We start from the raw sequence: 11,168 nt of genomic DNA, 5'->3' as shown, positions 1-11,168 counted from the left end.
CGACGCGTTGTGGGCGATGATGTACGTTAAAGATTCCCGTGGATGAGAGAGATGCTCCCCCAGCGATGCCAGCTTGGGCCCGTCAGGTAATCACGGCTGCGGCTCACGGCGCGGTATTCGACGGCGTAGCTGCCGATGCCGGCTCCAAGGCCCCAGATCAATTCGAAAACGAACGGCCGCTTAGTCACGAGCTCGTTTGTCCATTTCGTATTTCCTTCGAGCAGCAGGTCGCGCGCAACCCATTTCTCGGAGCCGCCAAGGAGCACGAAGAATCTGACCCCGCGACGGTCAGTTTCGGCAGCCGGAGTCCACGGATGAGGAACTCTGTAGCCGGCTTTCACCTCCACACCCGCGCTCAGGTTCGCCTGGACGTGTGACGCCGTAGTGCGTCCCGCGCCAATCACCTGTAACGCGCCCCGCCTTGTGGCAAGATCCGGCGTCATCAGATACTGCCGCCCATAGGTAATGCCGATCACGGGCTCTGCGCCTATCTGGTAATCCCATCCCTTGGGATGCCGTTGATCGAGCAGCCTATGAAACAGCGTCTGGGCTGCTTCTGCGCCGGATGGATGCCCGGTAGTTCCGAGACGAATGGCAAGAGATCGTGACTGTCTTCTGTCGACTATGGATCTTCCAAAGTCAACGTAAAGGAGGCCCGCATACGGTCGCTCGCCCACCACCGGCATCGGCGTATCATGGGTCGGCGTGAATATCTCCTGCGAAATCGTCAGAAAACTCTGTGCGCAGCGGTTCGGGGATGTGGGTGAAGCGAGTGATTCGCCACAGCTCGGAACACCTCGGCGCATCCACGCGGGTGCCACGTTGAACACCGTTCGCAGAAGCTGGCCGTGCGTGTAGTTGTCGTCGGGCCGCTCGTTTCCCGGCATCCAGAAATCGAAATAGTCGTTGTCGACCTGAAAGGTCACGCCGGACAGAGTTTGCGCGCTTGTCGGCGTTGCCATGGCGAAAAAGACCGCCAGCAATGTGATACGGCACAGTCCTGTGGCGTGCACTCCTGCCCGGCTCGGCTTCATTGCCGGCTACGCTAGCACCGCGTGGGCAAGCGGGCAAGCTGAAGCCTGCGGCATATGGAATGCGGGTTTGCGGCATCTCCTGGTCCCGCCAACACCCTGATACGAGATGACATCATGAATCTGCGCGTGCGATATCGATCGTTTGTCGTTGCCCTGACCGCTACTCTATGCGGCTTCGTGATGGCTGCCTGCGCGAGCCCGAGCCCGGGCAGTGACGGCGCAACGTCCCAGGCGCGCACCGGCGTGGCATGCAGTCAGGGCCAGGGAGGCCTTCGGCTGCCCGCTGGATTCTGCGCGACGATCTTCGCCGACAGCATTGGGGCCGCAAGGCACCTTGTTGTGGCGCCGAACGGTGATGTCTTCGTCAACCTGAGGTCCGCGCGACGAGGACGCGTGGCTTCAATCGCGGCCGGTCAGGTTGGACTTCGAGACACCAACGGCGACGGTCGAGCGGACGTCGTCGAGAGGTTCGGCACCGCCGGCGGGACCGGCATCGGTCTCTACAATGGCTTTCTCTACGCCGACCACGGTACTTCGATAGTCCGGTATCCACTTTCGGCGGGACAGCTCAAGCCCAGTGGTGCACCGCAGATTGTCGTATCGAATATGCCGGGCCAGCCCGGACACGACGCTCGCAACTTCGTTATTGCCTCAGATGGAGCGCTGTACGTCAACTTTGGATCGGCGACCAACGCGTGTCAGGAGCGTGATCGCGTCGCGGGCTCGCTCGGAGTGCCGGATTGCCCTGAGCTCCTCACGCGCGCTGGCATCTGGAAATTCGACGCGAAAGGTTCAGGACAAACACCATCAACGTCGTTGCGTCACGCAACCGGAATTCGCAACGCGGTTGCGTTGACGCTGGATCCCGCGGGCGAGCGACTCTTCACCATACCTCATGGTCGCGATCAGCTGTCGCAGAACTGGCCGGCTCTCGTCACACCGGAGCAGAACGCCGAGCTGCCGGCGGAAATGTTCGTCGAGGTGAATGGTGGCGACGACTTCGGCTGGCCGTTCTGCTATTACGATGGAAGCGCTCGCCAGTATCGGCTCGCACCCGAGTACGGCGGAAACAGGACGACGGTTGGTCGCTGCGAGCGGGTGAAGACGCCGATTTACCCATTCCCCGCGCACTGGGCGCCGAACGGCGCACTGTTTTATTCGGGATCCGGATTTCCGCCGAAGTATCGCAACGGTATTTTCGTCGCGTTTCACGGATCATGGAATCGCGCGCCGCTTCCGCAGGCCGGCTTCAAGGTCGTCTTCCTTCCGATCGCAGACAACGCGGCGGTATCAAACTTCGAAGTATTTGCCGACGGGTTTTCAGTGGAGAATCCGCCACCGAACGGCGCGGCTCATCGGCCGGTGGGGCTGGCGCAAGGCCCTGATGGATCGCTTTACATCAGTGACGACGCTGGAGGCAGAATCTGGCGCGTGACGTGGACCGGTGGGTGATCCGGTCGCGCGCACTCACCGGCGCTGCGCCGGTGCCTCGACACTGAAGATTCCGTTCGTCGCATCTATCTGCACAATTTCGGTTCGCCCGATGTCGCTGCCCAGCACGCCATCGAGGTTCACGACCGAAGCAGCCGCGGGTGCGAATATGAGCAGCTTCTGAAACAGGAAGTTCCGGTCTCCAAGCGCGAGCCGGAGGTTGCGAACGAAGCGCCCGCGAAATGTCTTCGTTCCGGCTAAGCCTCCAACCTGCTGTCGCTCGCCAAGAAACGTTCTCACGCGGAATTTTCCGAGCATGCGCTCGGTTGCGTACGTCTCCTGCGCCCCGGTATCCAGACCGAGATGAACCGGTATCCCGCCCGGTCCGATGAGTCGCACGATCGGCGTTCCCACCCAGAAAAGATTTCTGCGCGATGCGTCGGCCGACTTCCTTACCGACTTGGTCAGCCTGACGGTCCCGTTGACATAATCGATCTGTACGTTGAGCCGGCTGATGATGTCGAATCCTACGACGCCATCGATCTTTTTCGTTGCGGCAGGGTTCCCGGGGTCGGCGATACCTACTTGCATCAGCTCGCTCGAGACGATCATCGCAGTCGAGTTCGTGATCGAGATTCCGCCCAGATCGAGGCGCTTTATCGCTGCCGGGCGCGCCGGCACTCGCCCCGTGGTCGTCGCCACCTCGAGCGTATCCCTGACCAGGGGCTCCACGCCGCATTCCAGAGCGACGTCGGAGGCTATGATCGACATGCTCGAGCCTGTATCGAGCCAGAACAGCTTTGGCTTGCCGTTGATTTGAATCGGAATTACCGGCGTCGCGGCTGCCGAGAGCGTCAAACGTAGAACTACAGGCTCAGCCGGAAATACGATCTGACGATCTGGAACACCCTTGAACGCCGAGGCCCAGAACTCCACACCGGCCCGGTCCCCGTCCAGCGAATCCAGTTGAGTCGTTCTCGCGATTGCGAGCTCACCCAGATCTTTCCACTTGTTCTGATATTGCAGCATCGCGGTCAATAGAATGCGCGACGACGACTGCACGAGCGCGTCGGTGGTCTGTCGTTGGAGACTGTCGAGCAGCAGTTCCGCATTGTCGGCGTCCCCCGCCATCGCCATCCTCAGGGCATCCGCGAAACGGCGTTCGTCTACGGTTGTCGGATGGGCCTTTGGGTAGTCCGGATCGAGGTTGACCATCGCCGTCCAGAAATTCCTCGCCGGCGCAGGCTTTCGCATGCGCAGCACGGGCCTGCTCGCTGTGTCGGGCATGACGATCGCGGCCGTTTCCACCTGAATCGGGCCGGAAGCGCAGGCAGCACTCACCGCGACCAGTGCACCGGCGACTGCTCTCTTGATCGAGCCACTCGCGAGAATTCCTATTGCTGGCTCCTGATCTTCGGGAGAAGGGACTAATATGTCACTGTGCACGAGGACGGATACTGCAAGCTGTTTGCTCGTGCATCCGCCGAAGTGCGGCGAACGTACAAGCGAGGTAAGAACCGCGCTGCGCCACGGACTTGGCGCCCTGAACAGGAGTCCCCGTAGTGGCCGACAAAATTCACAAAACCGATGACGAGTGGCGGCAGCAGCTGACACCCGAGCAATTTCGCGTCACGCGACAGAAAGGCACTGAGCCGGCTTTCACCGGCAAGTACAATTCGTCGAAGGAGCCCGGAGTCTACAGGTGCATCTGCTGCGGAAATGTTCTCTTTGATTCCGAGGCGAAGTTCGATTCAGGAACGGGTTGGCCGAGTTTTTATGAGCCCGCCGCCGCCGACAGCGTTTCCACCGAGACAGACAGAAGCCTCTTCATGACCCGCACTGAAGTGATGTGCAGCAAGTGTGACGCCCACCTCGGCCACGTCTTTGATGACGGGCCTGACCCGACAGGTCTCCGCTATTGCATCAACTCGGCGTCCCTTGAAAAGACAGGGAAGTAACACGTTATTCGCGTGAGCCCGGCCGATCCGCTCAGTAGAGAGCCAGGTCGCTTGACGATCACGTCAGGAGGCTGAAATTTCCGCTTTCCCAGCAGAACTTGCCCCGCAGTATGGAGGAGTGATGCATCACCCCAGGATCTTCGGCGCAGCCCCGATTTTGGCTGTAGTGGCTCTTGTGTCGTGCACGGTGAAGGAAGCGCCGGACAGCGCGGCGACTGATACAGCAGCTGTTACCGCGACCCCCGCAGCAGGCGCGAACGTCGTTCACGTTGTCGGTAAGGACTTCTCGTTCGAGGCCCCCGCTCAGATTCCGGCGGGATTGACGACAATGCACCTCATGAATGAGGGAAAAGAGGTCCATCAGGTGCAGATCATCAGGCTTACCGAAGGAAAGACTTTCGATGATTTCACTGCGGCCATGAAGGCGTCGAAACCGGGTGCCCCCCCTCCGTCCTGGGTGGTACTCGCAGGCGGCCCGAACGCGGCGCCTCCTGGTGGAACAGCCGCGGCGACTTCGACGCTCGACCCCGGTAATTATGCGCTCGTCTGCTTCATCCCTTCGACAGATGGCGTTCCTCACGCAATGAAGGGAATGACGCGTGGCCTCGTCGTCACCGCTGCAACCACGACTCCCGCTCCGGAGCCGGCACCGACTACGACACTGACGCTATCCGACTACAAGTTCGAGTTCTCGACGCCATTGAAGAGCGGCGAAAATGTGATCCGTGTTGAGAACGCAGCCGGCCAGCCGCACGAGGTCGTCCTTTTCAAGCTCGCTCCGGGCAAGACGATGGCAGACTTCCAGAAGTGGCTGCCCGTCTCGGACAAGGACCACAACCCACCGGGAATGCCGTCGGGCGGTGTCGTCGGCCTTGTGAAGGGACAGCATGCGTTCTTCACCGCGAATCTCGATGCTGGCGACTATGTTCTCGTCTGCTTCTTCCCGGATGCCAAGGATCAGCAGCCGCACTTCGTCCACGGCATGGTTCAGGCGCTCAAGATCACCTGATTCGCACGGTCTCAGTCTGAAACGAAAAAGGCGCCGGTCGGAATCGAACCGACGAATAGCAGATTTGCAGTCTGCCGCCTTACCACTTGGCCACGGCGCCGAAAGAAAATGCCTGTGCGTGGTACGCACGGGCACTTGATTTATCTTAGCCGGGCCCCACGCCCATTGCTACCTCCGGTACTCGACAGCGTCGATCCCGACGCGCGGCTGTTCTCGTCGAACGATACTCTGCACGGAGGAACGAAGATGTCATTGACAGTGTTGTGCGCCAGATCGATGCTCCCGCCGTGAACCTGGATTCCGCTGCGATTCGAGTCTTGCCGGCAACGGAACAGGACACACCTCTGATCCTTTCGTTCATTCAGGGTCTTGCCGAGTACGAGCGGCTTGCCGACTCGTGCGTCGCGACGGAGGGTCGTCTCCGACGCTCACTTTTCGGGGAGAAGCCGGATGCTGAGGTTCTCCTGGCATTCTCGGGCGAAAAGCCCGTAGGCTTCGCACTCTTCTTCCATAACTACTCGACGTTCCTGGCGGCACGTGGTCTCTACCTCGAGGATCTCTTTGTCATTCCCGAGGCGCGTGGGCAGGGGGCCGGCTACGCACTGCTCTCAGCACTCGCGGAAATCGCGCTGTCCCGGGATTGCGGCCGGTTGGAATGGTCGGTGCTGGCCTGGAACCAGCTCGCGATCGATTTCTATCTCCGACTCGGCGCGATGCCACTCGATGACTGGCGGACGTACCGTTTGATGGGTGAGCCGTTGCGGCGACTGGCTGGCCGCGTGTGATGGCCAGCTCCACACAGCCATTTTTTCGCCGTCGGTTTGCTCCACTGATCGCGGCGTGGGTGCTCGCGCTCATTGTCGCAGGGCTACTCTATTGGATCGAGAGGTCCATGCCCGCGCTGCACGACGTGATGATTCCGCTGTACTGGATTATCGGTGCGCTGATAATGCTTGCCACGTGGAGGTGGATTCGAACGCGAGGGAAGGGCGACAGACGGCAGAATGATCGCAGGCTGGGAGATCGGCGGCACCGGTGAGCCTCAAGCTGCCTGCGCACCCGCTGTTCGACACGCTCCGGGCTCTGGTCAAGCGAGCCGGGTCTCTCCTCGGGGCGCTTGGCTTTTTCCTGGTCGGTGGATTGGTCGTCGCAGCGGCGGGCACCTTCATATTCTCCGAGCTCGCAAGCCACGTCATGGCTGGAGGCACCCAGGCATTCGACGAAGCGACGCTCAAGTGGATCGAGAGATATCACAGCCCCGTTCTGAATGAAGCGATGCTCGAGATCACTGCGCTCGGCACCGGCGTAGTAGTGATCACGATCGTGTGCATCTCGGGACTGTTTCTGACGCTTACCCGCCACAAATACTCGGCACTCCTGCTGGTCGTTGCTACCGTCGGAGGAATACTCCTCAACAACGTGCTCAAGCTGCGGTTCGACAGACCGCGTCCGAATGTCTTCACCTGGGGAACGGAGGTGGCAACGTCCTCGTTTCCGTCAGGACACGCGATGAGTGCCGCGATCGTTTACAGCACAGTCGCTTATCTTGCCGCGAGGCTTCAGAAGCGTCGATGGGCACGCTGGGCAACACTGTTCCTCGCCGCGGTGATCATTGCCCTGATATCGATTAGCCGGATGTATCTCGGCGTGCATTACCCGTCGGACATCCTCGCGGGCACGATCGTAGGCCTTTCATGGGCCGCGTTCTGCATGGCCACGCTCGAGGCTATTCAGCGATTCGGGCAGCGTCAGGCTCCGGAGATCAAGAAGGACGAGATACCGGCACCATCACCAGAAAAGAGCTGACCGCCCTCCAATCTTCAGACCGAGGCATCTCCGTGATTCGCAGGGAGCTTCGCCACCACGAGCTGAGTCAGATCATCAACCCGATCGCGCAGAAGGCTGTCACCGGATCGTGACAGCGTTGCCGCACGACGTGTCACATCATCCACCGCGGCACGCACCACTGCTGGATCCCCGGTCTCGACGAGCAGCTGCATCAGCGCGACTGAGGAAGAGATGCTGCCTTCGAGACAATGAACGAGAATGTCTCTGACCGCGTCGTCATCGAGTCCATGCACGAGACGCTTCACCGCTTCCGATTCCTGTCCGGCTCGCCGCCTCATTCGGCCAGCCAGCCCAGTCTTTCGAGCTCCTCGAGACTCTCGGACATCACTCGCTCGCCGATATCGTTGCGATATCGCGCGCTGGGAATGACGATCTTGTTCACAACGCGATAGGCATTTTCGCGGGCGCCCTCGACGGTAGCTCCCCGACCGGTGACAACCGCGATGTAGCCGATCATTCCCGCGGTTACGAGCTGGCCGTCGTGCATCGCGACTTCGCCGAAATGAATTCCATCGAGATCCTCGCTCGTGAGCCCGTCCCTGAAGTTTATCGGCATGTTCTTGCCGAGCTTCTCGTAACCCTCGGCATACGGGAATGGTGGAACGGTCATTACTACGCCGACCGAGTAGCCATCATGGGTCCGGAAGCTCGATTCGGTTCGAGAGATCATGCGCGAGAATATCTCGTCCCAGCCATTGGCGTGAAGTGCATCGAGTATCGAAAATCCGGGATAGCCGAAGCGGCACGTGAACTCGAGCGGCCAGATGCCCTGGTCGTTGACGATTGTGTTCAGGTTGATGTATCCGCAGTATCCGGACGACCTCAGCAGTGCTTCCAGCCGTCCAAGCGTTGAGTCGAAGATCTTTTCCGCTCGGCGGTAGGTGACAACGGTTCCCATCTCACCCGTCAGCTCGCCGATGTCGCCGGGAAAAAATCGCTTGTGCTCCCAGTCGAGATTTGCCGGCTTGAGAAACTCCCTGCCGTTGAAGAAGCTTCCAACTCCAACTTCGACGCCCGACACACGGTCCATCAGGACAAAGCTGACATCGTGATCACGAGGCCAGCGCTTCCTCGTTACTTCGAGCACTGCGAGCATGTCCGCACCGCTCTCCATCTCGCCCAGGTATGTGGTGTTCGACTGCCATCCGGTACCGTTGAGCTTCAGCACGTATTTTCGAGGGGCCTCGCGCACGAATCTCGAAGCGGAGTCGAAGTCGCTGAACTCGTGCGTCGGGATGGTCCCGACATGCGCCTGGCGCAGAACCTCCTGGCCGTAAGCGCGATCCGTCTCCAGACGGTCGCCCAGCGCGCTGCCGCCGATCACATTGTAGCCGGCAGCTCGAAGCTCGTCCTGGGTTTCTCCCTCCGACACGTTTTCGAAGAGGATTACCCCGTCGTCACCGGCGGTGCGGATCCAGTCCAGCTCGCCGCGCCAGTCGCTCGTGAAGGAAAGCATCCCCTCCATTACGCCCTGCGACGCCGCGTCCGACATGTAGACACGCACTGCGTGCCCGCGCGCGAGCAGTCGAAGGTACATGTCGCCGAGGTCGTTCGTTTCACCTACGCCCAGAAATCTCACGCAGGGGCAACCGACATCCGCGGCACATCGCCGTGTAGAAACGCACGCAGCCTGACCTCGTCCCACCGATCCATCAGCCAGACTCTCGAGGGGAACGACGTCTGCAGCGAATCGAGTGACGCGAGTCCGCGACGCGCGAAGCGCGAGCAAATCGTACGTATCTGCTCGCTGGCTGTTGCTTCCCGGCGCTGCGGGCCGGAAGACGCGCGCGAAAACTCCCCCGACATCAACAGGTACCCAAAAGACGCCGAGCCGTCGGGGGCGATAGCCCCGAGTGTCTCCGGCGAATCATTGAGAAACGCCGTGCGGAGAGAGCGCAGGTACCCGCCCACAGCGCCGGAGTATTCTCCATCGGCAATCAGTGCGACAAAGAGTGAATTGAGCCGATAGCCGCTCTTTTCGGCTTCCTTGACCACCTGCTCGGGATCGGACAGGCTGCACCATGAGAGCGCAAGCGCACGCGGCCTTACAATCCGTGCAAGCTCGAGGGCCCGCATCAGGTGAGCTGTGCCATCCGGGCCGGCGCCCGCCTCGACCGGCAGATTGCCGCTCGAAGGCTCGGGCACATATGGAGGATTGCATACGATCAGCTGTGCTTTCTGCCGGACCAGCAGATTCTCCGTATTTCGCGACCCAAGGTCTGCTCGCGTGAATCGGGTTCGACGAGTAAGGGCAAGCATTTCTGCATTGTCAGCCGCTACTGCTGCAGCGGATGGATCCAGATCGAGGCCCAGCAGCGTGCTGTTGCGCTCGATCCTCAGAAGATGCAATCCAATCAGCCCACTTCCCGATGTCAGCTCGGCGATGCGCAACGGCTCTCGACCCGGCATAGACATTCCCGGCTGTCGCGCATGAGAGAGTGAAGCTTCGGCTGCAATCATGCACAGCAGAGTGTCCTCCGGTGAAAAGAAGGACGTGAACCGGAACGGGGGAACGAACGCGCGGAGGCGGCCCGCTTCACTGAGCAGTGATAGCAGCGCGGACGAAGATGGCGTTGGCCGTCCGTACCGATATGGCACTGGCTACCTGTATGTCGGATGCGGTAAAAGGCTCGCCTCTTGCAAAAGAGGACGGTGGTTACTCGCTGGATGCAAGCAACGCACCGTCTATAGATGCCGGACTCCGCATGAACAGTTGGTTCGATGTTGGAAACCATTGAGCTCCCGGAAGTTCTACTGCTTCCGAAGAGCGAGTTGTCACGTCACCGCAAAGAGAGTTTTTCGCAGCGCCTGAACAGGATCCTGACCGAGCTGTCGCTTGACGAGTTTCTGAAACGCAATCCAGCGTTCGAGTCAGAAATCGTGTCAGAAGCTGGACGATTGGCCCAAAAAGCGTATCCGGAAGACCGCACGACGGACCGACAGAGCGCGGGCTGGATAGATCATTCTGCACGCGACGAGCTGCATCGTGCGCTTCTCTTGATTTACCAGCAGCACATGAAGCTGCCACAGGAGAACGCAGCTGATTATCAGTTTCACCCGCTGTCCTGCAGGCTGATGCTCGAGCTCGAAGCGCCCTGGGAGCGTGACATGCTCCGCCGCGCTCACTCCGTGTATGACCTTTCTCCGGACGGCTTGCCCGCTGCGCCCGAGGATTTTGCTGCATGGTATCGCAATGCGGCGTTTGCGCATCCGCTGTACGAGCACGACCTCTACACCTTTGTGGCGTGCGAAGCCGACAGGCGCCAACTCGAGTGGTTCTTCCGGATGGAGTGTGCGGGAGAGGCTGCCTTCGACGACCTCGTTGCCCTGGCGCAGGTAGGGACACGCGGTGAAGTGAAGATAGAGATGGCTTCGAACTACTGGGATGAGATGGGTCGCGGCCGGAGTCACGCTGTGCACACGCACTTATTCCACAGGCTCATTACGGACCTTGCCCTGGAAGCACCGCGGGCCTCGGAGCTGCCGTGGCAGATTCTTGCCGGCGTCAATGTCATGCTATGGTGCAGCATCGCTCGACGAAATGCCTTTCGCGCACAGGGTGCGCTCGGCGCAGTCGAGCTCCTTGCGCCGCAGCGTTGCACACGGCTCGTCCACGGCGCGTTGCGCGTCGGCATTCGCAAGAAGACCGTTGTCTACTACGGCGCACACGCGATCATCGATATCGGCCATGCGGAAGGCTGGCTCTCACACGTAATCGAGCCGCAGGTGCGCTCGATACCTCGGTCGCGCACCGGTATCGCCGAAGGATTGATCGTGCGCGCCGACGCCAGTCTCGACTATTTCGACTATTGCCTGGCTCACGCCAGAACACTTGCGGCATGAGCCGCTATTCACATCTCGCTGGGAAGGGCTTTCATGGCAGCGCGA

At 60.4% G+C, this 11,168-nt stretch carries 12 protein-coding genes and 1 tRNA gene; 7 read left to right on the top strand and 6 right to left on the bottom strand.

Annotated features, from left to right (window positions below):
• Positions 1-26: 26 nt before the first annotated feature.
• Positions 27-1,034: a lipid A deacylase LpxR family protein gene (locus VES88_17130; GenBank protein ID HYN83205.1), complete on the bottom strand. Its 1,008-nt coding sequence runs from the start codon at positions 1,032-1,034 to the stop codon at positions 27-29.
• 114 nt (positions 1,035-1,148) lie between these two features.
• Between VES88_17130 and VES88_17125 the strand changes: the two genes are divergently transcribed.
• Positions 1,149-2,486, top strand: a complete 1,338-nt coding sequence (locus VES88_17125) for a PQQ-dependent sugar dehydrogenase (GenBank protein ID HYN83204.1) — start codon at positions 1,149-1,151, stop codon at positions 2,484-2,486.
• A 15-nt stretch (positions 2,487-2,501) separates the two neighbouring features.
• On the opposite strand, the gene VES88_17120 is transcribed toward VES88_17125, so the two are convergent.
• A complete protein-coding gene (locus VES88_17120) occupies positions 2,502-3,911 on the bottom strand; it encodes a retropepsin-like aspartic protease (protein ID HYN83203.1) in 1,410 nt (469 codons plus the stop codon).
• A gap of 116 nt (positions 3,912-4,027) precedes the next feature.
• Between VES88_17120 and msrB the strand changes: the two genes are divergently transcribed.
• Positions 4,028-4,423 carry a peptide-methionine (R)-S-oxide reductase MsrB gene (msrB, locus tag VES88_17115; GenBank protein ID HYN83202.1) on the top strand — a complete coding sequence of 132 codons (396 nt, stop codon included), beginning with the start codon at positions 4,028-4,030 and terminating at the stop codon, positions 4,421-4,423.
• 121 nt (positions 4,424-4,544) lie between these two features.
• Positions 4,545-5,432, top strand: coding sequence for a hypothetical protein (locus VES88_17110; protein HYN83201.1), 888 nt, complete (start codon positions 4,545-4,547; stop codon positions 5,430-5,432).
• Between the two features lie 28 nt (positions 5,433-5,460).
• On the opposite strand, the gene VES88_17105 is transcribed toward VES88_17110, so the two are convergent.
• A tRNA-Cys gene (locus VES88_17105) sits at positions 5,461-5,532 on the bottom strand.
• Positions 5,533-5,695: 163 nt separating this feature from the next.
• Here VES88_17105 and VES88_17100 point away from each other — a divergent pair.
• Genes VES88_17100 through VES88_17090 form a run of 3 tightly spaced genes read left to right on the top strand, consistent with a single transcriptional unit; the run spans position 5,696 to position 7,238 of the window.
• A complete protein-coding gene (locus VES88_17100; GenBank protein HYN83200.1) occupies positions 5,696-6,217 on the top strand; it encodes a GNAT family N-acetyltransferase in 522 nt (173 codons plus the stop codon).
• The gene (locus VES88_17095; protein ID HYN83199.1) at positions 6,217-6,471 is read left to right on the top strand and encodes a hypothetical protein; all 255 of its coding nucleotides are present in this window, start codon (positions 6,217-6,219) and stop codon (positions 6,469-6,471) included. Before VES88_17100 ends, VES88_17095 begins: the two co-directional genes overlap by 1 nt.
• On the top strand, positions 6,468-7,238 hold the full coding sequence (locus tag VES88_17090) for a phosphatase PAP2 family protein (GenBank protein ID HYN83198.1): 771 nt from the start codon (positions 6,468-6,470) through the stop codon (positions 7,236-7,238). The genes VES88_17095 and VES88_17090 overlap by 4 nt, the downstream gene beginning before the upstream one ends.
• Before the next feature lie 14 nt (positions 7,239-7,252).
• Here the strand turns inward: VES88_17090 and VES88_17085 are convergent, their stop codons facing one another.
• Genes VES88_17085 through VES88_17075 form a run of 3 tightly spaced genes read right to left on the bottom strand, consistent with a single transcriptional unit; the run spans position 7,253 to position 9,878 of the window.
• On the bottom strand, positions 7,253-7,558 hold the full coding sequence (locus VES88_17085) for a hypothetical protein (GenBank protein ID HYN83197.1): 306 nt from the start codon (positions 7,556-7,558) through the stop codon (positions 7,253-7,255).
• Positions 7,555-8,859: a phosphoribosylglycinamide synthetase C domain-containing protein gene (locus VES88_17080; GenBank protein ID HYN83196.1), complete on the bottom strand. Its 1,305-nt coding sequence runs from the start codon at positions 8,857-8,859 to the stop codon at positions 7,555-7,557. Before VES88_17080 ends, VES88_17085 begins: the two co-directional genes overlap by 4 nt.
• The gene (locus VES88_17075; protein HYN83195.1) at positions 8,856-9,878 is read right to left on the bottom strand and encodes a methyltransferase; all 1,023 of its coding nucleotides are present in this window, start codon (positions 9,876-9,878) and stop codon (positions 8,856-8,858) included. Before VES88_17075 ends, VES88_17080 begins: the two co-directional genes overlap by 4 nt.
• A 300-nt stretch (positions 9,879-10,178) precedes the next feature.
• Between VES88_17075 and VES88_17070 the strand changes: the two genes are divergently transcribed.
• Positions 10,179-11,123: an iron-containing redox enzyme family protein gene (locus tag VES88_17070; protein HYN83194.1), complete on the top strand. Its 945-nt coding sequence runs from the start codon at positions 10,179-10,181 to the stop codon at positions 11,121-11,123.
• Positions 11,124-11,168 lie beyond the last annotated feature (45 nt).

It is taken from the genome of Gemmatimonadaceae bacterium (assembly GCA_035633115.1).
Taxonomy (GTDB): domain Bacteria; phylum Gemmatimonadota; class Gemmatimonadetes; order Gemmatimonadales; family Gemmatimonadaceae; genus UBA4720.
The sequence above is the reverse complement of the archived record's forward strand: the minus strand, read 5'-3'. Positions and strand labels throughout refer to the sequence as shown.

Bases quoted from the DNA above. Each gene is read 5' to 3' on its own strand.
- VES88_17130 (HYN83205.1), bottom strand. From the start codon at position 1,034: ATGAAGCCGAGCCGGGCAGGAGTGCACGCCACAGGACTGTGCCGTATC.
- VES88_17125 (HYN83204.1), top strand. From the start codon at position 1,149: ATGAATCTGCGCGTGCGATATCGATCGTTTGTCGTTGCCCTGACCGCT.
- VES88_17110 (HYN83201.1), top strand. From the start codon at position 4,545: ATGCATCACCCCAGGATCTTCGGCGCAGCCCCGATTTTGGCTGTAGTG.
- VES88_17095 (HYN83199.1), top strand. From the start codon at position 6,217: ATGGCCAGCTCCACACAGCCATTTTTTCGCCGTCGGTTTGCTCCACTG.
- VES88_17085 (HYN83197.1), bottom strand. From the start codon at position 7,558: ATGAGGCGGCGAGCCGGACAGGAATCGGAAGCGGTGAAGCGTCTCGTG.